We start from the raw sequence: 21,728 nt of genomic DNA, 5'->3' as shown, positions 1-21,728 counted from the left end.
ACTCTGAATTCGGAGTCGATTTTTGTAACAACCTCCTAAGATTGCCCACGAATTTTGCCTTTGCAGTGTCAATCCGATAGCCTTTGCGCCAAAGTAGATGAACAACATATGCATCAAGAGAAGTATTGTCAGTGAGGTTAAGACATTGAGCGATCAATCGAATGTCGTCATTATTGAAGATGAATCTGCCATAGCAGACAACCTGATTCATGTATTAGAAATGGATGGGTACCACGTGGAGTGGTTTACAACGGCAGGAGAAGGCTTGACCTTTTGGCAGTGCAACTCAACAGCTCTGTTGGTGCACTGTGCTGGGGGATGGAAGCGAAATGAAAACGCAATTGAAAGAGGTTCCTACAAAGCTCCAATGTAATCAGCCAAAGCGACGTTTTCACAAAAGACTAAGAATCAGTTTACTTAAGCAAGCGTACCTTTGGTCATTAACCAACAGAGAACTGCTTTAGAATTGCTTAGTTTTGGGCTTTGATTATCGGTTCTTAGCATTCTTTAACAACAAAGGGAGTCTTAAGCTCACTGACGTTCTTGGTGAGTTGAGGTTCTCTTCATCGGGGTTGTTGAAAATAAACTTTGCGACAGAAGTAAAGTTTGCCCTACTAAAAGTTATCCGATTTTTGCAGATGTTCCAAATCGAACACGGGTGGATTAGCTAAGACTTTCTCGTGGGTGTGCCCTCGCTTTTTAATACGCCACTGCGGAACATCCATTAACCAAAGCTGACTGCTTTTCAGATGGAACACATTTCTAGCCTAGCCAAGACGAAAAGTAGCTAGATGATACTGCTTTGATACTTTATTGATACTGAACTGATCTCGACATCAGCTTATTGTATCTGTTCATTTCGAATAAGGTATTATTTATGAAATCAAAAGAAAAAACCCTAAATCGTTCAGATTTAGCTGATGTTATTCTAGGTGCTCATTTTTATGCTTGTGGTGGTGGTGGTTCACATGAAAACGGAGAAGAGCTGCTCAAAGAAATTGACAAACTGTTCAAATCAAAATCTGAGGTTCAAATACAATATATTGATATCCATGAGGTTCAAGATACCGATCAGCTTCCGGTACTGGCTGCTATGGGAGCACCACAAAAGTTTCTCCAAAAAGGATATCGATATTCTCCCGTCACCGCATTTCATAATCTAGAGAAAACTCAACATACAACCTTTTCAACATTGTCACCTGTTGAAACCGGAGCTATTGCTTATGGTATGAGTCTACTGGTTGCCGCAGAAAAAAAAATACCGATTATTAATGGAGACGGTGGAGGTCGGGCGTTCCCATGCTTACAGCTATCGACGTTTGCAAACTTGGAATTAGAAAGCCCGATCTCGGTTTCACCCGGTGTACTCACATCAGAAAAATCTTTAAAAGAAGATGGCGGCGTTATCGTGATTGACTGTGAATCGAGCGCTGATGTTGACGCAATGACAAGAGGGATTATCAGCACATCGAAGAGTTTTGATGATCGTGCATCCCTTGCTTCATTTGCAATGACAGGGCGTCAATTAAAGCAACCCAATGCCGTTGTCCCAGATATGTTATTGAAAGCAAGAGTGCTTGGTCGGCATATTAGAGAGTGTATTCAAGACCAACTCTCCTGTTTTAATGCGATAGAAACTCTGGATGGTGCACATTGTGTTATGAAAGGCAGATTGAGTAACGTCAATACAGTGACCAGCAATGGTTTTGACTGGGTCACGCAAGAATATCAGGAAGATCATACCGGTAAAAAATATTACGTCATTTCACAAAATGAAAATATGATTTTGTGGGTAGATGATTTAAATATGCCAGTTGCTATGGCCCCTGATTTGATTTGCTGCCTGTCCAGTGATGCTTCATTAATGAGTAATGATGAAATCATCGAAACATGGAAAAATGACGAAGATGATCCCCGATTCAAAGAGATGGCAATATTTACTGTTGATGCAGCCCCTCAAATTAATCAGCCTTGGTTCCACGAGAATTTTTCAGAGGTGTTCAAAAGACTAGGATATTTTGGTAGCTATCATCCACCAATTATAAATAAGATGAGAGGTTGAAATGTCGATGAAAATGAAGCTTAAGATTATTATCCCAGTAAATACAACAGAATTTACTGAACAGATTTCGAAGAGTGTGAATAGGTTCAGAAGTGATAAGGTGACTATTGATCTAGAGCATATTGATCATGGTACATCATTTATCCAATCCCGGATGGATCTAACAATCAATGCTCCATATGTCTTAAATAAAGTGATTCAGGCAGAGCAAGACGGATATGATGGAGTGTTTGTGACGGACATGGATATGTGTGGGGTTGAGGCCGCAAGACAAGCGGTTAAAATCCCCGTTGTTGGTGGATTCAGGTCAAGCTTTTTTACTGCAATGTTGCTGAGTCAGAAGGTCTCGATTCTGACGGTTCGTGATGTGGTTGATCTACAAAACGAACATGTGCGAGCATTTGGCGTAACCGAGAACCTTGCTTCGATTTTGCCTCTCGATAAAACGGTCAATGAACTGAAAGACCCGTCTCCTGATGCGGAAGCAAAAATACTTGCGGAGTTATTTGAGCTAGCTGGTAAAGCGATTGAACAAGATGGAGCGGGCAGTATTATGTTTGGTTGTACTGGTTTTACACATTTTTCAGCCCCTTTGAGTGAGTTACTGACTGCTAAATATAAACAATATGTTCCAGTGATGGACCCAAACTGTTGTTCCATAGGGTATTTAATTATGTTGGTAGAGAATGGTTTATCTCAAAGTGGTTTGAATTACCCATATAAAAGTGCATATAAATTGAATTAAATACTAAATTAATCATTATTATTGAGCTAGAGGTTTGGTCATATCTCTAGCTTTTTATTGGAGATAAATGAATTGTATGGAAAATTTGAATCTATAATAATGTAAGGGATATCGATACATCTTTAGTTTGTTTAGGTGAAAGATTCACAATCAATAAGTACTCACTATGAAAAATCTTTTCAATGGTTAGACTATTCCCAGTTTTTGAAAATATTTCAATGTTCTCAATTTCTGGGTAGTTGACATTGTTCTCGGCGTTTAACAAGTATATAGATGGAACTCCTCCTTGATAAATTAGAATCACAGCAAAGTCACCAGGTGAATTCACTTTTAGCTGCATTCTTCTTGGGTATATCAAAGCTTTGTATACTTTCTTTAATTCAAGTGGTTGTGATATTCCATTCGGGTGTAAAAGGACATTTTCATTCAAGCCTGGGGAGAATATATTAAAATCAATAGGAGTATCTTTAAAAATGCTTGTGTTAACAATTGTTAAATTTTCACCCTTTGGGTTTATTCCATATAAACTGTTAATTCCAACTAAAGCAGGTATGTTCCACTTGCTTATAATGTCGCTCCCAAGCAATACGGTGAGTTCACCTTTTGATGCTAAAGTAGTTTTGTTTTTTGCATAAAGAATCAAATTGCCATCCGGTGTATGGTTGATTTCTATTCTATTTCCTTGGTTGATTTCAACAATACCTGTATTAGGTTGATCCTGTTTAATATTGGAACTTGAAGGTGAACAACCTGATAAAAATAAAGCCATGACCCAAATGAGTCTTTTACTCATTTAACCTCCTACAATTAGATAAGGTTAATAAATATAGTACCAATATTAGTATGGGTTAAACGGCAGTTCTTTTTATGAAGTGCCGTTTAATTAATCTACAGATTAACTTTTTATTTTTGCAAACGATATGCCGCTGACATTTGGAGAAACATTAGCAACAGTTACATTAGAGCCATAAAAGTTTTTAGAAACAGTTATGATGTTACCAGTAGAAGAACCGTTCTCTCCGATGGGTTCATAAGGCTCAGGCAAATCATTACCAGGCTCGAGGTTTACACCGTAGCAAGCCGCTTTAGCTCCGGTAAATTGTACAAAACAAGCAACATTTTGGCTGCGTTGCCCAAAACTCAAGACAGCAGGACTTGCTGGCATTGAACCTTCACGTGTGAAAGGGGCTTCACAGGTGCATTTTTTCTCATAAATTGGTGTAATGTCATGCTCTTTAGAATCTCGTGGTAATTCACCTTGCTCATACATTCCAGGCCCGACTGCAGCGACCGTTACAGCCAACTTCTCTTCCGACTCAGAAGTCACTTCGAGGTTGATATTTTGACCTTCATAGTTATGTACGAAAAGTGTTGGTAATCCATCTTTGCTTGGTTGTAGAGTAAACTCTTTCTTTAGCCCTCCACCTGACGTAACTTTCAGATTAACATTACCTGAACTATTATTGAGATTTTGCATCACGAGGACGGTATCACCATTGATAGTATTTTTCAGGTTGTAAGAGTTACTTTTATTGGTAATGGTAAGTGGCTTGCCATTCCAATCAACCAACTGATTAGTTAATGTTGTCATTTTTAAATACCTTGTAAGTTTTTAAAGTTCAATCGAGTTCTGATATAGCCGATTATCTAAAACTCTTCCTATGAAAATATCATCTAATTTATCAACCACGTGAATTTTTGTTTCTGAATAAATTCTGATTTCGACAGTTGAAAATAGAGGCTAATTTTTTAGCAATATATCTTCATTACCACCAGTGTTTAATACAGCCAAAACACAAATTAATGATATGAACTTTTCTCTGTATATCCCGTATCAAATCAGCATCACGTGCTAAATTTAGAGTATCACTCAGTATCAAATAATTTTATTTCATAGTTAAAACATTAGCTTATGAGTTCTTCAAACTTGAATGTCTGCCGCTTTGAACTACGCTGATATATAAAATATAAATGATGCTAGGTAGATAAAATGACAGAAACTGTCTTGATTGATGGCAAGAAGCTAAAGGAATTTAGAGAAAAACATGCTTTTTCTCAAGAGGGACTGGAGCAAGCATGTAGTCAAAAAAAAGGATGCAGTGTCTCAATTGCGACAATAAAGCGTGCTGAGCTGGGAAACTCATTAAGTAAAAGAACAGTTGTACGTTTAGCAAAGTTTTTTTCGGTCCCTATCGAAGAACTACTGAATACAACCACTGTTAACCCTGCGGAAGAAAAGATGCCTTACCTCAAAAAAGTCGCTCTGGCTTTGTGGGTGCGTGCCGATTCAAAAGTAATAATAAATGAAATATTGGATCGTATTTCTTTTTTATCACCGTTAGTTACTGAACGCTTCGGTAACACTTTGGTCGTCGCCTTACCGTGCATTGATAATGAAAAAAAGTTGTATTTAGCGCTTCAACAAGCCCTGTTAAACCTTTCTCATCGAGTGACGCCATATTTTAGAGCAATCATCTCAACGCAAATACTATCTCAACAGTTTGATGATCTTTGGCGTTTTAATGAAGCGGACATTCATGAGATGTCAGAACTCGTTTTACAAGTTGACCGGGCAACAATACTGGTCTCAGATTCTTTAGTCGAAGCCAGTGCTCAAAGTTTTTCTTATTGTGACCTAGTTTCAACCTCTGGGTACAAAACACTGGTAAATAAAAGCCGAGTATCTTTTAGCGAAACTCAAGGTAGAACACATGAGATAGAGCTGTTTCGTTATGCGGTTGATAAAGTAACAAGTAAAAGTGGAAATTGTCTTTTGGCGATTCAAGGGGGGCAAGGAATAGGGAAAAGCCATATGCTAAACACTCTAGCAGACATGGTTGAAAGCCAAGGCTGGATAACGGTGAAAGTGGATTTCCATCTCGCATCTTCACCCAATGAAATTCTACTGACTGCATTACACAACTTGCTTTCAGGTGACGAAGGAATGATGCCTGTTCTAGGTGAGAATGAAGACGATTTCAACAAACGGACTGAGCAATTAGCGATAAGCCTTGGAAATATTGGCCCTGTTTTGTTGTCATTTGACAATTTCCACCTAATTGATGAGGTCACGCTTACGACGCTGCTCAGTTTAATGACAAGGTCTGAAAGTCAGACTTTGCTGATCGGGGCTGCTTTCTTACCGACCCGTGCTGCAAGTCATCTTATAGAATTGTTTAGTGCCGTCAGAGTTCCAGCCATCAACATGACTTTAATGCCACTAACACGTAAAGAAATGGCGCAATTGCCTGTGGGTGCCAGTGAGGGTACAAAAGAGACGATGGACTTGATTTTAGATAGGGCTCAAGGGAATCCATCTTATTTTTATCAGCTTCTGACATCATATACTCAGAACAAAACTCCGACCGAGGTTACTCTGTATCTTGAGAGCAAAATTGATGCGCTTTCGTCTGAATTGAAACGAGTGATTTCGATTATTGCTTTCATGAACGATAACCTGACGCCTGCAGATATTAATGCGATTTCGACGCCTCATCCGGGAGTGCTCGAGACGTTGACCGAAATGAGGCTGATTAGGTTATCGTCAAAGAGCATGGTTCACTTGAATCACCCTTTCTTAAAGGACGTTATCCAACGCAAAACCTGTCATCAAGAGAAGCGGATGATTAATCTTGCCATTGCCGAATATCTTGAGTCTGGTGCCTCAGCATCCTCTCAAGAAATACAACGACAGATTATTGACCATTATACGAAGGCAGAGGCTTGGCAACAAGCATCTCAATTGTTGTTGCGTATGGGGAAACAATGTGTTGAATCGGGTGATTATTATGCTGCCAAACGTGACCTTAATATGGCTCTGGAAAGCCACCAATGTCTATCAGACCCTGATCAGTGGCTTGATCTATTGTTTGATATTTACCTAACTCAGGCAACAGTCGCTCGGGTTACAAGTGGGTGGGTGAGTCATAGTACAGTGGTCGCTTATCAACGATGTATCGAACTTGCGAAACAGCTTCGTTGCAAATTTCGGCATTGTGTTTCACTGAGCGGATTATGGGTGAGGCAACTGATGGCCATGGACTTTGAACTGTCCGAGAATACCGCCCAAGAAATGCTTTTACTTGCTGAGCAGTCTGATGATGATAGCTGTAAATCACTAGCCCATAGTTGTTTGACGAATTCTCAATTTTGGCTTGCTAAGCATCAAGATGCCATTCGTAATGCAAAAGCATCCTTTCATTTTTTTCAACAGATTGAAAAAAAAGATGTTTTTTTATTCATTGGGATTAATCCACTCGCGCTAGCAGGTTGCTTTGGCGGCTTATCCGCCACATTGGCGTGCCGTGATGAAGATATTCAATTTTTTAAACGTGCCCAACCTGAAACAAATGTTTCGAGCGATCCTTTCAGCTATGCCATCGTCTTACAGGGAAAGATCTGGTCTGCATACCACCGAAAAAACTTTCTGGAGGTCATCACTCTTTCAGAACATTTGCTGACGATCGCCGATTCTAAAAATTTCCCATTTTACCGAGGTGTAGCGTCTCTATTTAAGGGATGGGCACTATTTTTCACCACACCATTGAACAAAGAAAAGTCGTTGACGCTTGTTGAAGAGGGGTATAACCATTGGTTGGCATCGAGTGGCGATCAAATTGCCCACTCACTGTACTCTTTGATCAAGGCGGAGCTCTATGGTGAAGTCGGTCGTTTCGAAGAAGCGCAGCACATTTTAGAATACGGGATTGAAATCGCTCTTCAAAATAAGGAAGCCTGCTATTTATCTCCTATGTATACACTTTTAGGACGTTTAGCCGATGATGGTATCGATTACGTCAACATGTCTCAAAAAATCGCTCAAGAACAAGGTGCTCATTTATTTATTCAGCAACAGGGTTAGATCGTTAGTATTGACCAGTTGCTTGCTGCTGTAAATGCTTAATAAACATTGGGATTTTTTTTGCTAAATGCTTTCTGCCAGCATAAAAAGCATATAAAACTAAATCTTCAGGTTTGTACTCTAGTTCTATTATTTGTAGAGAGCCTGCGTCTACTTCATCACGGCAGAATTCGATTGGAAGTATGGCAAATCCAAGACCAGCCAATGCCCCTGTTTTGGCAAGGTAGCCACTATTAACCTTAAATGAAGAGTGCACCTTTTGAGTAATAAGTGCGCCTTTTGTATTTTTAAAAACCCAAGGCGTGCCATTCAACGCCGATAAGCTGCTGATACATGGAACCTGGCTTAAATCTGTAATCTCACAAGGGCAACAACAAGCTTGAATAAGTTCAGGTGAAGCGACAACAGCACTCGGCCAGCGTTTAATTTCCTTTGCTACCCAATTGTGGTCCGCGAGCTTCCCACGGTGAAAACTCAGGACAACATCAAACCCATCAAGTGCATTTTCTTTTGGGCTAATACTTGTATCGCAACATAATGAAATTGAAGGGTATTGGGTACAAAATGAAACCACAGCTTGGGCTAATGCAGGAGAATCTGGCATAAGAACCTTTAGTTGCCCCACAACTTCATTAGAATGCTGCGTGACTTCTTCAAGCGCATCATTGAGTTTGTCTAGTAATGGTTGAGTTCGTAAATAAAGATGATCACCGGCATATGTTGGGGTGATTCGGCGAGTAGTCCGTTCAAATAATCGCGTGTTCAGCCTTTCTTCCAATAATGCGATATGTCGGCTGACATTTGATGTCGGTAAATTTAAAAATTCAGCCGCTCTTTTAAAACTGTTGTTCTCATAAACACAGTGGAAACTTCTTAACCATTGCTGATCAATCTTCTCTAACATTTTTTAGTAATCCCAAAATATTGGATTATCAAACCCATAAACGACACTTTATTATCAGAAATAGGCTTATACAATGTTGTTTCGTTAAAATTGTTCTGATTGAGTACAAGAAGTGACACCACGCATTAATGCCGTCAATGCAATCAGGTAGAGAAGTATTTTTTGATAAAGGTTCTTCATGAGTTGGTTAGAAAAGCTATTAGAAACAAAGAGCATAATCAGTACACGTAAAACTTCGATTCCAGAAGGTGTGTGGACTAAATGCCCCTCATGTGATCAGGTTCTTTATCGCTTCGCTCTAGAAGAAAACCTTGAAGTATGTCTGAAATGCGGTCATCACATGAGAATGGCGGCTCGGCGTCGCTTGGACGCGTTTTTGGATAAAGGAGAGCGAGCTGAGATTGCGAGTGAGCTTGAGCCAAAAGATATTCTAGGCTTTAAGGATTTAAAGCGTTATCAAGAGCGGTTATATCTTGCTCAGAAAAGCACGGGTGAAAAGGATGCGTTAGTTGTGATGAAAGGAAGTCTTCTTGGCTTACCCGTTGTGGTGTGCGCATTCGAATTTTCTTTTATGGCGGGTTCCATGGGATCTGTGGTCGGTGCGCGCTTTATTCGAGCGGTTGAAGCTGCTATTAATGCCCATTGTGGATTAATTTGTTTTTCTGCTTGTGGGGGAGCACGCATGCAAGAGTCCCTAATGTCTTTAATGCAAATGTCTAAAACCAGTGCGGCTCTAAATCGTCTTTCCAATGCAGGGTTGCCTTATATATCGGTGTTAACCGATCAAACCTTTGGTGGCGTATCCGCGAGTTTAGCCATGCTGGGAGATATCAACATAGGTGAACCCAAAGCGACAATTGGTTTTGCTGGGCGCAGAGTCATAGAGCAAACGGTGCGTGAAAAGCTTCCCGAAGATTTTCAGCGAAGTGAATTTCTTTTAGAGCATGGTGCTATAGATATGATTGTGGATAGGCGTGAGATGCGCAAACGAGTTGGAGGGCTAATAGCTAAAATGACCAATACAACTATTTCTGTAGAAGAAGCTTAGTCGATGAAAGAACATACCAGCAGCACATCAATTTATATGTGCTGCTGGATATTGTGCTTGGTATTTACAAGTATCGATTCATCAAATGTTGCTTAAAGTGACTTGGGTTTAATACGTCACCAGTTGCTTGCGTTACCAGCTCATCGGTCGTTAATAAGCTGCCTTTGTTCCAAATATTATCAGATAACCAAGTAAAGATAGGCGTTAGATCACCAGAGCGAATCGCACCATCTACATCTACGCTGTTTTTCATTACTGCCATATACTGAGCCGCGTACATAGCGCCAAGAGTGTAAGATGGAAAGTAACCAAACGCGCCGTCAGTCCAGTGAATATCTTGCATACAGCCGTTGCGGTAATTGCCTTCGGTACTCAAACCAAGGTATGACTGCATCTTGTTATTCCACAGCTCCGGCACATCAGTGTGTTTGATATTACCGTTGATTAGATCGCGCTCAATCTCGTAGCGCAGAATAACGTGTGCAGGGTAGGTGAGTTCGTCTGCATCCACGCGGATAAAGTCTTTCTTCACTCGTGTATAGAGCTTTTGGAAATTCTGTTGTGATAACAGTTCAGGGTTTGACGTGGTGAAGTGGTTCCCTGCGAGACGAGCCAAGTGCGCGACAAAAGCATCGCTACGACCAAGTTGCATCTCAAAGAAAAGCGATTGTGATTCATGGATCCCCATTGATCGCGCTTCGCCAGCAGGTGTACCCGCGAGCGCTTTAGGTAGCCCTTGTTCATAACGAGCGTGCCCAGTTTCATGTACAATTCCCATGAGTGATTGAACAAATTCACTTTCGTTATAGCGTGTAGTAATTCGCACATCGCTAGGCACACCGCCACAAAATGGGTGAACACTTTCATCTAATCGACCGTGATTAAAATCAAATTGAAGTAACTTCATTACTTCAAGACCTAACGCTTTTTGTTTTTCAGTCTCAAACACGCCAGTTGGTTCTACGAAGCGTTCTGATGATTGCTTATCAATTACTTGATCAATCATCGAAGGTAGCCAGGTTTTTACATCCGCGAATAGGGTATCCAATGAAGCAGAGGTGGTGCCCGGTTCGTAAATATCTAACATCGCGTCATAGGGTGTGAGGTTGTTGGCTTCAGCTCGTAGTTGTGCTTCTTCTTGCGAGAGTTTTACCACTTCTGCCCAGTTTTTTTCAAACCCTTGCCAGTCATTTTCTTTACGCTGAGTACGCCATGCATGTTCACATTTAGAGCCTGCGAGAGATTTAGCTTGAACCAGCGCTTCAGGAAGTAAATTGGCTTGTTGCCAGTCTCTTTTTAATTCACGCAGGCTAGCAGATTGCTCACTGGAGAGTGATTGTTGCTCAGCTTCAGCAAACCAATCAACCAGTTGTGGCTGTGTATGCAGCGAGTGAACATGCACAGAAAGCTCTGCCATTGCTTCAGAGCGAGCTTGATTGCCGCCAGTTGGCATCATGGATGCTTGGTCCCAGCCGCAGATAGCAGCGAGGTGATTGAAGTGGGCAATTTTCTTTGAGTGGGAAACCAGTTTTTCAAATGCGCTCATGAAGTTAAGCCTTTATTTATAAGATAATGACCAGTTTAGCAATCACAGCAGCAGAGATAAATTGTTTGTTGCAAGGCTGAGATAGCGGTATAAAGAAAACTTGTAAACAAGGAAGTATGAGTATGATTGTCAATTTTGAAGCATTTTTAATCGCGATTACCATTTTAACGCTCACGCCCGGTGTTGATACGGCTCTGGTTATCCGTAACTCTTCACGTGGCGGAGTGGTCGATGGAGCAACAACCAGTTTGGGAATTTGCATGGGGCTTTTCGTGCATGCCACGTTTTCTGCTGTCGGCATCTCAGCGTTACTGGCGCAATCAGCTCAGCTCTTTACCGGCGTAAAAATGGTCGGTGCTGCTTACTTAATATGGCTTGGTTTATCTAGTTTACGCGCATTGTGGAAAGGGCAAGCGATGCCTGAAGAATTGTCACTAAATAAGCATAGCTTGAGTGTGAAACGGTCTTTACGTGAGGGTTTTCTTTCTAATGTACTTAACCCAAAAACAGCCATATTCTATCTCGCTTTCTTGCCGCAGTTTATTAATCCTGAAGGCTCAGCGTTTGCGCAATCTCTTTTAATGGCCGCTATTCATTTTGTCATCGCGATGGTGTGGCAGTGTGGGTTGGCGGGTGCGTTGGATACTGCAAAAGGTTTATTGAAAAGTAGCCGTTTTATGACGTGGATGGAAGCGACAACCGGTGTGGTGTTGGTTTCTTTAGGCGTGAAGTTATTGCTTGATGATAAATAACGCCTATACAGCCGAGTAAGTTAGTTAATCAAAAACGCGGCTTGTTTAAGCCGCGTTTTGTTTGTGTAGAATAACAGTCGGAAGATTAGGCTTTTACTGAGTTTAGCGAGTCATTCTCTGTGGTTGAGAAGAACAATTTTGTTTCGGCTACTACCACATGGCGTAGGGCGATCAAGCCAATCAAGTTTGGAATTGCCATTAAGCCGTTGACGATATCTGCAATAATCCAAATCATATCAAGGTGTAGGAAAGCGCCTGATGCGACTAAACAAACGAAGATGATTTTGTATGGCAACACCGCTTTAGTACCAATTAGGAAAACCACGCAGCGTTCACCGTAATAGTTCCAACCAAGAATCGTTGTGAAAGCAAAGAACATCAGCCCAATCGAGATCAGCATTGGACCAAACGTGTCCATGTTCAGCCCCACAGCAAAGGCGTGAGTCGTCATCGCCGCACCTGAAAAATCACTTTGCCACGCACCGGTCAAAATCAGCGCTAATCCCGTCATCGTACAGATGATGATGGTATCAATGAAGGTGCCGGTCATCGAGATTAAGCCTTGTTTTACACAGGAGTCAGTTTTAGCAGCGGCAGCAGCCATAGGTGCGCTACCTAAACCAGATTCGTTAGAGAAAACACCACGTGCAATACCTGATTGGATAGCCAACATCACGCTTGCGCCGAAGAAGCCACCTGTTGCGGCGGTAGATGTAAAGGCTGAAACCACTACGAGCTCTAATGCATTCAAAAGCTGATCAGCATTCATGATGATCACACTTAAACATGCCAGTACATAAAAGAGTGCCATGGTCGGTACAACTTTACCGGCCACTTTTGCAATAGATTGAATTCCGCCAAGAGTCACAAACGCGACTAATAGAGTCAGAATGCTTGCTGAGATCCCTCGAGGGATGCCAAATGAAATTTGAGTGGCGTCTAGAATGGCGTTTACTTGAGGGAAGGTCCCAATACCGAAACACGCTACACCAAGTGCAAATATGGCAAACATAGTTGCGAGTGCTTTTGAGCCCACACCGTCTCGCAGGTAATACATAGGTCCACCGACCATTTCACCTTTGTCGTCAACACGACGGTATTTTACCGCAAGCAGGCATTCTGCGTATTTGGTTGCCATGCCGAACAGAGCAGCAAGCCACATCCAAAATAGCGCACCAGGACCACCGAGTTTAATCGCGGTTGCTACACCTACAATATTACCTGTGCCAATAGTCGCGGAGAGGGCAGTGCAAAGTGCTGCAAAGCTAGAAACGTCACCTTGCTTATCTGAATCGTCTTTGCTGAAGACCATTTTTAAAGCGGTAGGTAGGTATCTAAATTGCAGTAGGCCTAAACGAAAAGTGAAGTAAATGCCGGTACCAACAAGCAAAATAAGCAGTGGTGGTCCCCAGACAAAATTGTCGATAGTTTTTAATACAGCTTGTAAGTCGTTCAATGGTTTCCCCTTAATTTATAAAATTAGTTAAGGAGAAGAGTGAAAGGCATGATAGCCCCAAAAAGGACGATCAATAGATAGAGTACTTAGCATTACACTAAGTAACAGGATGTTATCTTTCCACTCCTCTGTCCTTTTGCCTGAGAGTTTCACTTTGCAATGCGCAAAGCTTGCTCCTTCGGCGACCGATTTAACGGTTCTCTCCAGAGGTTCCTCCAACTACAGTCCTCACTACCCTAAGGTAGCACCTGAAAGATTTACTTCTTCGGTAGGTTAATTCAGCCAAATGTTAATATTTGGTTAATAACCACTCTCCTGCAGCCTTCATCGGAACAATTGCTCATAAAGCGAGCAAATGCTAGTTATTAGCACTGGGTACTAACAACGAGGGAACTTTATCATTTTTTTTGAACTATTCAACAATTTTTTACAATTTGAAAAGATGGGAGAGCCTTGCGTGATGGGGGATTGGAGGGAAAATGTTAGACAAGGGAGCGACACAAATGAAAAGCGCCCAAAAAAGAGCGCTTTATTACGATGTGCTTTTAAACAAACAAATTAGAAGTAGTTTGCGTCTAGTAGTTCGCTAGCTTCTACAGAGCTTACTTCTTCACGAGCTTCTAGCCATGCAACAACAAGAGCTTTTTGCTCTTCAGTTACATTTTTGTAGCGCTCAGATACACAAATGAAACCTTCAAAAATTTCAAGACCACCACCACCGAAACATAGACCTAAGCTATCGATGTAGTCAATAAAATCATCAACGAATACGTCGTAGCGCTCGAAGTCTGTAATGTTAGTTTTGCAGCCAACTTCGAAACCTAGCATCGCGAATTCGCCTAGGTACATTTTTTTTAAGATACGACGTTTTTTGTTTTCTTGTTTAAATGGTTTCATGTTTTTGCCTCGAATAATTAGGACAATTGTTTATACCTTAAATATTGTCATGACCCAAATTTAATGCCAGTAAATTGGTTTGACTGTCCGCTTATTAAACAATGTGGTTACTGAGAATGGGTGTAAGCTATATTTAACGCGAGAAAAGAACCTTGCTCTGACCTTTTACTTCCAAAAAATGGTATAAAAGAAAAGGTTAGAATCCTGCTGAGTTGGGACGCCGGGCGTTGAGTCTGCTAAGGAGAAGCTATGACCAGATTGATTGCAATTGTGTTTCTTATTGCCATTGCGTTTGTATTCATTCGTTACAGAACCAACGAAAAATTGCAAAAATACGTTGTGATAACCTTAGTTTCTGGTTTCTTAGTCTATGCCTCGACCCTCATGATCACAGAACTTATGCGTTAGCATAAGTAGGAGTAAAACGTGAATAAAACGACTGATGTAGATAACAATGAAGATGACGTCGTTGTCATTGAAGAGCGTGACAAGCGTAGTTATCTTTACATCGCCATTGCTGGCGTATTGGGTCTCGCTCTTGGTGGTCTGGTAGGCTCATCACTTACAGCAAGCAATTGGCAAGCGACTTATGTTGAGTTGCAGCAACAATATCAAACTATCCAGCAAGAGAAAAAACAACTAGTTGTCAGCGTGGAAGAGCGAGTGGCGAAGGTTGACACAGAGGTTGAGCAAAAACTACAAGCCAAAATTGAGCAATTGCAACAAAATCATTTGAAACAAATTGCTGAACTTAATAAGCAAATAGTTCAAATTGAAACCCGCAATGCTGATCTAAATAAGCAGATAGAATCACAGAAAAGTGATTTGAATGATGCCGCGAAGAAAAATAGCCAGTTAAATCAACAGACGGATATGCAAGTTACCTTGTTAGAGCGCTCACGCGAGCTATTCCAGCGTGAATTAAAGGTAAAACAAGAGCTGGAAGGCTTTTCGAAAGAGCTGGCGCAATTAGAACCTAGTTTGGAAGCGCTGAAAAAAGACTGCAGCGCCTATCTTGATGGCACATCTTGGGACGCTAAGTCAGATTCTTGTGACAAACAGGATGAAGTAAGCTCGCGAATCAGCCAAATTACACAAATGATCCGTGTGCATGAGATGGATTTGGAACAAATTAAAGCTATCTCTGAGCAGCTTGGCTTGGAATAGTCTGCTTAGATAATTGAATATAAAAATCCCGGCAAAACAATGCCGGGATTTTTTATTCTTTGTTCGTAAAATTCGATTAGAATTTAAAACGAGTGGTGAACATCATTGAATCACCATAGAATTCGTTGAAACGGACTTCGCCACCTAGAGAGAATAGCTCTGTTGCGTGGAAGCGAGCGTATGCAGAAGCAATCCAATCTTCATTATCATCGAGTGAAACATAACCGCCTTTACCACCGACTTCTAATTGTGGACCAAGCCATTGGCGAACACCAAGGTTAAGCTCCATGCCAGTATCAGTACCTGTCGAATCACTATCAACCATGCGGAAAAGGATTTCACCTGTTAGGTCAGCCCAGTTGTTGATTGGTGCATGGAAGCCAACACCCATCGCTGAGTCAAAATCACCAGAGAATTCAGAATCAATACGTGCAACAGCGTGCGCGTTAGGGTGAATTGATTTGCTCATACCAGCACCGAATGTACCAGGACTAGCGCCAATACGGGCTTCAAGGTAATCGTAGCTAAAGTTGCTCATAACTGATGGACTGTTAGGATCTGACATAGCAAAAGACTGACCAGATATAAGCACTAGCGCTGCAGCTAAGATTGTTTTACGCATAAGGAGATGAACCTTTAAGTTATTAATCCGTGTTTGGGCGACACTTGTTACCCTTTAATACCTCGTGCATATTACTGATAGTTGCACAGCAGCACTAGGTTAAAATGTCATTGTTTTGTCGATATTTTTATTTTAAGCAATTTATATGCCGCCATAGGGGCTGAAAGTGTGCACCTATTCACCAAAATTGATTCGATTATCAGAAATCGCGTTAAATATTTTTTCAGTATCCAGCACGGATGCCCATGGCATCAGCTCGGGTTCATTGGCTATCATGTATTGCGTTAACAGTTCTTTGACCGTTGAACGTATTTGCTCACCACCCCAAGGTTTAGACAGATAGAAGTCGAGGCTGGCATGATTAATTGCCTCCACGGTGTCTTCCAATTCCGCTTGACCAGTCAATAGTAATTTTTTTGACTTTGCCGTCACTTTATCGTCATGCAATTCAATTAAAAAACTGATACCAGTTTGCTCGGGCATAATATGATCGCAAAGTATCAGCGCTAGCTGAGTATCTTCTGCTTTGGCTTCGGCAATTATTTCTTTTGCTTCAGCGACCGATTCTGCTCCTTCTAATAAAAAGTGCTCCTCAAAACAGTCGAGATCTTGAATAACACTGTCTAATACTTCTCGTTCATCATCGACGCATAGAATGAGGTACTTGTTCATGCTTTATTCCTCGCTGTTGTTGGGTTGCTCATCAATCGGTAACCAAACCGACATTTGTGTGTATTTGTTGATGCTTGAAGTGACTTCAATGATGCCACCATGTTGATGAATTATCTGCTGGCAAACAGATAAACCGATACCCAGCCCAAAGTTTCCTTGTTTCTTGGTGGTAAAGTTGAGGGCGAAAACCTGTTGCTGAAGCTCGGGCGGAATACCAATCCCGTTGTCTTTAACCTCAACCACCGCCCAATGTTTGCCGTCTTTGTGAGTGCTGCGTGTCGTTATTGTGAGTTTGCCCTGCGTAGGGAGTGCATCAATAGCGTTGGAAACAAGGTTGGTCCAAACTTGCTGTAGCGCGATCGGCAAACAGTTTATCGTTGGTAATTCTGCGTAGTGTTTTTCTACATGATGCAGTTTTAGCTTATTTTCGAAAATTACTAAGGTATCTTCGATGCCCTCATGTATATCGGCATAGTGAAAGGTTTCATCATCTTGGCGAGCGTAACCTTTTAAGCTTTTCACCATATCAGCGATGCGCTGTGCGCAAACATTAATCGAGCGTAATGTCGCCCCAGCCACATGGAAGTTTTCTAGTTCATTCAATTCGTTGCTAACGTCACTTGGGTGGTCTCGTGTTTTTTTGAGCCATGCTTCATCATCGTTTAACCCTAAGCGAACCAGTTTTTTTGCCAGCCGTCTATCGCCGATCGCATGTTCTACCGCTTTCGCCTTTTGGCGATTGTCTGCGGTGGAGTTTGGGTGTGAGGATAACGCGCGCGTTAGGATCTGGCTAGAGAGTTCGGGTGAGCACTGACCATCACTATTAACTAAGTGGTGGATGTTATCAGTCAAGGTTTCAGTACCGCGCAGAATCGCGGCGATAGGGTTATTTAGCTCGTGGGCTACCCCTGCGACAAGTTGCCCTAACATGGCCATTTTCTCACTTTCTATCAGCTTATGATGAGCAAATTCGAGTGATTCAAGGGTCTTTTGCAGTTGCAATTTAATATTGATATTGCGTTGTAATCGGCGGTTAAAGTGACGTAGCAATAGGTTGGTAAATAAGGGCAGTAACGCTGTATCGGAGTACATGACAGTGCTAAACACGGCGCGGTCGAGTTTAATCACATTGGTTTTCGTTAGTGTTATCGCAGTTGAAAATGAAGCCTCACCAGTCACAAATGACATCCCACCGACTAGGTTTCCTTTAGTGTGGCGAACAACTTCCCGTTGCATGCCCAGCTCATCTTTTTTATACAACGCGACCTCGCCAGAGATGATAAACCAAAGGAAATCATTGTCTTCACCTTCAATTGTTAATAAATGATCACTGGAGTAATTCCGAATCGCTTGAGTTTCATCATGATTGGCGAAAAACTGTGTGAGGGCATTGATGAATTGTTCGGCCAAATCGCTGTCTGACATCTTATGATGATCTGTGATGAATCCCGCTTGATAGCTTTGCATTTTTTGATCGATATGAGCGCGCAATAGCCGTTGCTGCTCAAGCACTAACCCGTATGAGAGGAGATTCTCTTTGTCTTCTTCAATGACAAAATTCGTTAGTTCATTTTGTGCGGTTTTATAGACAAGATTATTTTGCAATGGCTTAGTGAGGCAGTGATCAAGGCGACCTTCGTTAACGGCAGTGAGAATGGCTTTAATGTCTTGTCCGCAACTTATCAATACTTTCCGAGCGCGTTGTGTCAGTGGCGATTTGTCTAATTGGATCAAGAAATCAGCGCCATCAAAGCTTTCATGGTGGCTGGCGATAACTAACGCAACGGGTTGATTGCGGTCTAAGCAATATTGCAACGAGGCGTGTGCTTCCTCAATACTATCTGCACAGTGGATGTCGAATTTTGAAGCAAAGCTGCTGAGTTCCGCTCGAAGCTGCTCAATACTCACTGGGTTGTTATCGAGACAGAGTAGGGCATATTGATTCAATGTATCTTCCAAACTTTTGTCTTGCCAGACTTACAGCCTATCAAGAAAGTGTTTCTAGTGCTGAGAGCTGAGTTGGAGAAATTTTGCACAAAAGACAAATCAGCCAATACTCTGATTTATCTCAAGCTTTTTTAGTGTAGACTTTAATACAACATGGCTTTGAATCATTTCCTTTGCTGAAGGTATTGATGAAAACGCTATACTTCAAAGAAGATGGATATTTAAAGAATGAGTTCGATGCGACAACTTAGAAAAATGGCTGCGATTGGCGGTGCGGTGTCTTTGGCTTTGTGTTGGCCGCTTGCGGTTGGTCAGATCGGTCAAAACGTAATAGAAGACGGTATTGCTGAATTAAATTCGGATGCGCTGAAAGCTGAGATCGTGAGCTACGATCGTGGTTACCTTTCATCGACTGTGACTACTCGTTATACCATCACGGATCCAGTAATGGCAGCGCAGTTTGAAGCCGATGGTATACCTGCTGAAATTATTGTTAACAGCGAGATTAAGCATGGTTTAATTGCTTTGTCTGCCGATTCAGCAATGACCAACTGGACAGATGTTCCGCTCACTTTGCATACTGTAACTCAGCTTAATGGTAATACTGACTTTGAGTTTAAACTTGATAGTTGGCACCAAGTGATGGAAGGGGACGATGGCGCAATGGTGCTGATCACCCCATCAACACTCAAAGGTCAAATGACGGTTCTCGGTCAAGTAAACTATGACTTAAATGTCCCATCGATTGAAGTTGACTTTGATAGCGGTGAGAAGCTTTTGGTTGAAAATGTTACTAGCCAAGGCAGTGGCAAAAAGGTCAATAGCTTCTGGATTGGTGATCAAGCAATGAACATTGAACAAATGTCAGTACTTGATCAGCAGCAAATGGCTCAGTTCAATTTAAAAAATGCCCAGTACCTCTATTCTGCCGAGTATGCAGACACGACTCAACGTGTAGCCAGCAAACATACGTTCAATGTTGGCGAAGTCACGGTTGAACAAGAGAGCTTAGAGAATCTAGAAGTCGATTTTGCCTTCGGTGATGTGGACGCGGTAGCATTTGAGCAGATAGTGAAAATGTATCAAAACTCACCGATGTTAACTGCGGAAGATCTACAGCAGATGATCCCTTATTTCGATAGTCTGTTCTCAAAAGGTTTTTATCTGTCGAGTGATAAAATCGCGATGAATATCGGCGATGGCGAGTTTTCCTCTCAATGGAAAATTGTGGTTCCCCAAGGAACAGACAATGTGTCACAAAATCCGATGAAGGTTATGCCGGCACTGGAAGGACACTTTAACTCATTTATGTCCCATGATTTGGTTGAACAGTACCCATCGATTAAGCAGATGATTGATGAAGGTTTGATCATGGAGTTTGTAAAGCAAACTGATCAAGGCTATCAGGTAAAAGCTGAAATCAAAGAAGGAAATATCGTCTTTGAAGGTGGGCAAAAAGTGCCACTAATGAGTATATTACTTCCTTTTATGATGTAGCGTTCAGCTTACTTAGTATAAAGATATTTACACTCCCTATGCAAAAGAGGTCTTAAGACCTCTTTTGTCACTTTTTCTATCAGGAAAAAAGTGTTATTAATGACATTGGTCTTATAAAAACATGAGCAAGGAAAGAAACCGTGGACAACGTTTTTAACTTTAGCGCCGGACCTGCGGCTTTACCGAAAGCGGTAATGGAGCAAGCCCAGTCGGAATTGGTTAACTGGAATGGATTAGGTACTTCGGTGATGGAAATCAGTCACCGTGGTAAAGAGTTTATTCAAGTAGCTACACAAGCAGAGCAAGATCTACGCGATTTGCTGTCTATCCCTGATAATTACAAAGTACTGTTCTGCCATGGTGGTGCACGCGCTCAGTTCGCTGCAGTTCCGATGAACCTGTTAGGTAGCAATAGTAAAGCAACGTATATTGATGCGGGTTACTGGGCAGAAAGCGCGATTGATGAAGCTCTGAAATATTGCCAAGTAGACGTATTTGATGCGAAAACTGAGATTGATGGCAAAGTAGCGGTGAAGCCAGCTAGCGAATGGTCAGTGGCGAGCGATGCGGCATTTGTCCATTTTTGCCCAAATGAAACCATCGATGGTGTCGAAATTTCAGATATGCCGCAGACGGATAAGCCAATTGTGGCTGATATGTCATCAAATATTTTATCTCGTCAAATTGATGTCTCTCAGTACGGTGTGATTTACGCGGGCGCTCAGAAAAACATTGGTCCTTCTGGTCTTTGCATTGTTATTGTTCGTGATGATTTACTTGATCTCGCGAGTGATATTCTTCCAAGCTTCTTGAGCTTCAAAGTGTTGGCAGAAAAAGACTCAATGTTTAATACGCCACCAACATTCGCATGGTACCTCTCTGGCTTAGTGTTTAAATGGCTAAAAGAGCAGGGCGGTGTTGCCGCAATTGAGCAAGTGAACAGAGAAAAAGCAGCACTGCTTTACAACTACGTAGACAGCTCTGATTTTTACCGCAATAACATTCACCCAGACAACCGTTCTCGTATGAATGTTCCATTCCAGCTTGCAAAACCAGAGCTAGATGAGCTGTTCTTAGCGCAAGCGGAAGCTCGTGGTTTAGTGGCACTTAAAGGTCACCGCGCTGTCGGTGGTATGCGAGCTTCAATTTACAATGCAATGCCATTAGAAGGTGTTCAAGCCTTGGTTGAATTTATGCGTGAGTTTGAAGCTAAAAACGCATAATTAGCATTAAGTTATCCTGAAAAGCCGGCTAAATGAACTGACCCCCAATAGTTAGACACCAATTATTGGGGGTCTTTTTATGTCCAAATATAGCCGAGAGCTAAAATGTATCATTGCTAAGCAATACTTAGATGGCACGTCATCTCTCTACTTAGCAAAACAATATTCAATTTCTTCAAGACAGATACGGTATTGGGCTCAAGTCTTTGCCATCCATGGTACTGATTCATTTTTACCAACTAAGCATGCTGCTACTGCTCAAACAAAACGAAAAGCATTTAATTTAATGTGGACGAATGAATGGTCTCTCACGCACACTAGCGCAGTAT

General features: G+C 41.7%; 18 protein-coding genes, 2 pseudogenes and 1 riboswitch. Of the genes and pseudogenes, 11 read left to right on the top strand and 9 right to left on the bottom strand.

Features of this window, described 5'->3' with window-relative positions; all coding sequences use genetic code 11:
* Nucleotides 1-145 precede the first annotated feature (145 nt).
* From L4C38_RS20615 to L4C38_RS20605, 3 genes and pseudogenes are all read left to right on the top strand, one after another.
* Nucleotides 146-304: pseudogene (locus L4C38_RS20615) on the top strand (response regulator); the annotation flags it as partial.
* Nucleotides 305-877: 573 nt separating this feature from the next.
* On the top strand, nt 878-2,062 hold the full coding sequence (locus tag L4C38_RS20610) for an S-methyl thiohydantoin desulfurase domain-containing protein (protein WP_428799421.1): 1,185 nt from the start codon (nt 878-880) through the stop codon (nt 2,060-2,062).
* Nucleotide 2,063: 1 nt separating this feature from the next.
* The gene (locus tag L4C38_RS20605) at nt 2,064-2,807 is read left to right on the top strand and encodes an aspartate/glutamate racemase family protein (protein ID WP_428799420.1); all 744 of its coding nucleotides are present in this window, start codon (nt 2,064-2,066) and stop codon (nt 2,805-2,807) included.
* A gap of 91 nt (nt 2,808-2,898) precedes the next feature.
* Here L4C38_RS20605 and L4C38_RS20600 read toward each other — a convergent pair whose 3' ends face one another.
* Both L4C38_RS20600 and L4C38_RS20595 read right to left on the bottom strand, forming a co-directional pair.
* On the bottom strand, nt 2,899-3,600 hold the full coding sequence (locus L4C38_RS20600) for a hypothetical protein (RefSeq protein WP_428799419.1): 702 nt from the start codon (nt 3,598-3,600) through the stop codon (nt 2,899-2,901).
* Nucleotides 3,601-3,702: 102 nt separating this feature from the next.
* On the bottom strand, nt 3,703-4,398 hold the full coding sequence (locus L4C38_RS20595) for a hypothetical protein (RefSeq protein ID WP_428799418.1): 696 nt from the start codon (nt 4,396-4,398) through the stop codon (nt 3,703-3,705).
* Between the two features lie 399 nt (nt 4,399-4,797).
* Between L4C38_RS20595 and L4C38_RS20590 the strand changes: the two genes are divergently transcribed.
* On the top strand, nt 4,798-7,668 hold the full coding sequence (locus L4C38_RS20590) for an AAA family ATPase (RefSeq protein WP_428799417.1): 2,871 nt from the start codon (nt 4,798-4,800) through the stop codon (nt 7,666-7,668).
* 4 nt (nt 7,669-7,672) lie between these two features.
* Here L4C38_RS20590 and L4C38_RS20585 read toward each other — a convergent pair whose 3' ends face one another.
* Nucleotides 7,673-8,572, bottom strand: a complete 900-nt coding sequence (locus tag L4C38_RS20585) for a LysR family transcriptional regulator (protein ID WP_428799416.1) — start codon at nt 8,570-8,572, stop codon at nt 7,673-7,675.
* A 178-nt stretch (nt 8,573-8,750) separates the two neighbouring features.
* Between L4C38_RS20585 and accD the strand changes: the two genes are divergently transcribed.
* The gene (gene accD / locus L4C38_RS20580; RefSeq protein ID WP_428799415.1) at nt 8,751-9,620 is read left to right on the top strand and encodes an acetyl-CoA carboxylase, carboxyltransferase subunit beta; all 870 of its coding nucleotides are present in this window, start codon (nt 8,751-8,753) and stop codon (nt 9,618-9,620) included.
* A gap of 64 nt (nt 9,621-9,684) precedes the next feature.
* On the opposite strand, the gene L4C38_RS20575 is transcribed toward accD, so the two are convergent.
* Entirely contained in the window at nt 9,685-11,166 is a 1,482-nt protein-coding gene (locus tag L4C38_RS20575) for a carboxypeptidase M32 (RefSeq protein ID WP_428799414.1), read from the bottom strand.
* A 122-nt stretch (nt 11,167-11,288) separates the two neighbouring features.
* On the opposite strand from L4C38_RS20575, the gene L4C38_RS20570 reads away from it, so the two are divergent.
* Nucleotides 11,289-11,918, top strand: coding sequence for a LysE family translocator (locus L4C38_RS20570; protein ID WP_428799413.1), 630 nt, complete (start codon nt 11,289-11,291; stop codon nt 11,916-11,918).
* 85 nt (nt 11,919-12,003) lie between these two features.
* On the opposite strand, the gene L4C38_RS20565 is transcribed toward L4C38_RS20570, so the two are convergent.
* A complete protein-coding gene (locus L4C38_RS20565; protein ID WP_428799412.1) occupies nt 12,004-13,374 on the bottom strand; it encodes an alanine/glycine:cation symporter family protein in 1,371 nt (456 codons plus the stop codon).
* Nucleotides 13,375-13,492: 118 nt separating this feature from the next.
* A riboswitch (glycine riboswitch) is annotated at nt 13,493-13,591 on the bottom strand.
* Nucleotides 13,592-13,932: 341 nt separating this feature from the next.
* Nucleotides 13,933-14,271, bottom strand: coding sequence for a YggL 50S ribosome-binding family protein (locus tag L4C38_RS20560; RefSeq protein WP_428799411.1), 339 nt, complete (start codon nt 14,269-14,271; stop codon nt 13,933-13,935).
* A gap of 249 nt (nt 14,272-14,520) precedes the next feature.
* On the opposite strand from L4C38_RS20560, the gene L4C38_RS20555 reads away from it, so the two are divergent.
* Nucleotides 14,521-14,679 (top strand): hypothetical protein, encoded by a 159-nt coding sequence (locus tag L4C38_RS20555; RefSeq protein WP_428799410.1) that lies wholly within the window; start codon nt 14,521-14,523, stop codon nt 14,677-14,679.
* 18 nt (nt 14,680-14,697) lie between these two features.
* A complete protein-coding gene (locus tag L4C38_RS20550) occupies nt 14,698-15,438 on the top strand; it encodes a chromosome partitioning protein ParA (protein ID WP_428799409.1) in 741 nt (246 codons plus the stop codon).
* A gap of 76 nt (nt 15,439-15,514) precedes the next feature.
* On the opposite strand, the gene L4C38_RS20545 is transcribed toward L4C38_RS20550, so the two are convergent.
* The 3 genes from L4C38_RS20545 to L4C38_RS20535 all read right to left on the bottom strand — a co-directional run bounded on the left by L4C38_RS20545 (nt 15,515) and on the right by L4C38_RS20535 (nt 18,679).
* Entirely contained in the window at nt 15,515-16,060 is a 546-nt protein-coding gene (locus tag L4C38_RS20545) for a hypothetical protein (protein WP_428799408.1), read from the bottom strand.
* A gap of 174 nt (nt 16,061-16,234) precedes the next feature.
* A complete protein-coding gene (locus L4C38_RS20540; RefSeq protein ID WP_428799407.1) occupies nt 16,235-16,732 on the bottom strand; it encodes a response regulator in 498 nt (165 codons plus the stop codon).
* 3 nt (nt 16,733-16,735) lie between these two features.
* A complete protein-coding gene (locus tag L4C38_RS20535) occupies nt 16,736-18,679 on the bottom strand; it encodes an ATP-binding protein (RefSeq protein ID WP_428799406.1) in 1,944 nt (647 codons plus the stop codon).
* Between the two features lie 228 nt (nt 18,680-18,907).
* On the opposite strand from L4C38_RS20535, the gene L4C38_RS20530 reads away from it, so the two are divergent.
* The 3 genes and pseudogenes from L4C38_RS20530 to L4C38_RS20520 all read left to right on the top strand — a co-directional run.
* Nucleotides 18,908-20,176 (top strand): DUF945 family protein, encoded by a 1,269-nt coding sequence (locus L4C38_RS20530; protein ID WP_428799405.1) that lies wholly within the window; start codon nt 18,908-18,910, stop codon nt 20,174-20,176.
* Nucleotides 20,177-20,316: 140 nt separating this feature from the next.
* On the top strand, nt 20,317-21,399 hold the full coding sequence (gene serC, locus L4C38_RS20525; protein WP_428799404.1) for a 3-phosphoserine/phosphohydroxythreonine transaminase: 1,083 nt from the start codon (nt 20,317-20,319) through the stop codon (nt 21,397-21,399).
* Nucleotides 21,400-21,478: 79 nt separating this feature from the next.
* Nucleotides 21,479-21,728: pseudogene (locus L4C38_RS20520) on the top strand (helix-turn-helix domain-containing protein); the annotation flags it as partial.

This window comes from Vibrio kasasachensis, assembly GCF_050337565.1.
GTDB lineage: Bacteria > Pseudomonadota > Gammaproteobacteria > Enterobacterales > Vibrionaceae > Vibrio > Vibrio kasasachensis.
This window is presented reverse-complemented; position numbering and strand designations above follow the sequence as displayed.